The following is a 1,700-nucleotide window of genomic DNA, read 5'->3' as shown; positions in this document are numbered from 1 at the left end:
CGGCCCAAGGCAGGTGGGCAAGACCACGGCCGTCCAGCAGACGTCGGAAGGTCTCGCGCTCCCGGTCCACCGGGCGAACGCCGATATCGCCGCATTGCGCACAGGCGAGTGGCTGAATGCGGAATGGGAGGCGGCGCGTGCCTTGGCTGCGAGTTCGGGCGGGGCGGTGCTGTTCTTCGTGGATGAGATCCAGAAGGTCACCGACTGGTCGCGCTGGGTCAAAGCGAACTGGGACCAGGACACGTGGGACAAACGCGACGTGCGCGTGGTCCTTACGGGGTCGTCACCGCTGCTCATGCAGCAAGGCCTCAGTGAGAGCTTGGCCGGTCGGTTCGAAGTCGTTCGGATGTCGCACTGGACGTATGCCGAATGCCGCCAGGCCTTTGGTTGGGACCTCGATACGTTCATCTTCTACGGTGGATATCCTGGTGCCGCGACTCTGCTGGCAGACCCTGAGCGCTGGCGCTCATATGTCACCGACACGATCATCGAGCCGACGATCGGTCGCGACATCCTGCTTACGACCCGAATCGACAAGCCCGCGCTTCTCAGGCGCGTGTTCGGCCTCGCGTGTGAATACGCGGGCAAGGAACTGTCCTACGAGAAGATGGTCGGGCAGCTCCAGGACGCGGGCAACACGGTGACCGTGGCGCACTATCTGGACGTGTTGGGCGCCTCGGGTCTCGTGACCGGGCTTCAGAAGTATTCGGGCGAAGCGTTGAGGCGCCGACGCTCGACGCCCAAGCTCGCCGTCTACAACACCGCGCTCGTGAGTGCTCTGGACCCACGGGGACTTGCGAGCGCACGTGCGGATTCCGCCTACTGGGGGCATCTCGTTGAAGCAGCCATCGGCGCGAGGCTTCTCGCGACCGCGCTCGAACACGGTGGGCAGGTCTTCTACTGGCGTAATCGCGGGCGGGAGGTCGACTACGTGTACCTTCGGGACACCCGGGTCACCGCGATTGAAGTCAAGAGCGGCGGTCGAATGGGCGTGCCCGCCGGACTGGCCGCCTTTCGCGAGGCATTTCCCGGCAAGGATGTGGCAACGATTGTCGTGGGGAGCGGAGGAGTGCCCCTGGAGGAGTTCATGATCGCCGACGATCTGCTTCTCTGACACCTTCTTGGGCCCACTTTCGCTCATGCTAGAATCTACCTGCTCGAATCCACGTTGTATCCCGCGTCGTCGTCGTGGACCGCGCCGATCTCGGCGGCGAGCAAGCAGGCTCCTCTCGAGCGTGCACTATCAGGACTAGCTCGCCGGCGGAATCGCGAAGGGTGTCCTAGCCTACCTGGAGGAGTGAACGTGGCCGGAGGCGGATTCGGCAGGTCGGCACTGATCGGCGCGGGCGTGGGGCTCGTCGCTGTTGTCGTGCTGGGCGCGGTCGCGTTCTTGGCCTTCGGCGGACTGGAACAGCTGAACTCGGTGCCGGAGCGGCTTCTCGTCGTTGCCATCGGGGAGGATGCCGATGGTTCGCAGGTGGCGGCGGTGATCTTCACCGTTGATGTCTCGGCGGGGGCAGTGGAGACCGAGAGCATCGACCCGCAGACGAAGGTCGCCATCCCGGGAACGAGCTACGAGGCTTTGGCTGAGGCGTATTCGTTCGGCGGGGGCGAGGGTGTCGCTGCCGCACTCTCGCGCGCGAAGGGCGGCAAACCGCTCGACTGGGTTGCACTCCCGCAGGAAGCGGTGGTCGAGCTGG

2 protein-coding genes are annotated in these 1,700 nt (G+C 64.9%); both read left to right on the top strand.

Features of this window, described 5'->3' with window-relative positions:
- The coding region (locus Q8K99_04325; GenBank protein ID MDP2181779.1) for an ATP-binding protein at nucleotides 1-1,114 on the top strand (1,114 nt) is incomplete at its 5' end.
- 189 nt (nucleotides 1,115-1,303) lie between these two features.
- The coding region (locus Q8K99_04320; GenBank protein MDP2181778.1) for a hypothetical protein at nucleotides 1,304-1,700 on the top strand (397 nt) is incomplete at its 3' end.

The organism is Actinomycetota bacterium (assembly GCA_030682655.1).
Classification (GTDB): Bacteria; Actinomycetota; Coriobacteriia; order Anaerosomatales; family JAUXNU01; genus JAUXNU01.
The sequence above is the reverse complement of the archived record's forward strand: the minus strand, read 5'-3'. Positions and strand labels throughout refer to the sequence as shown.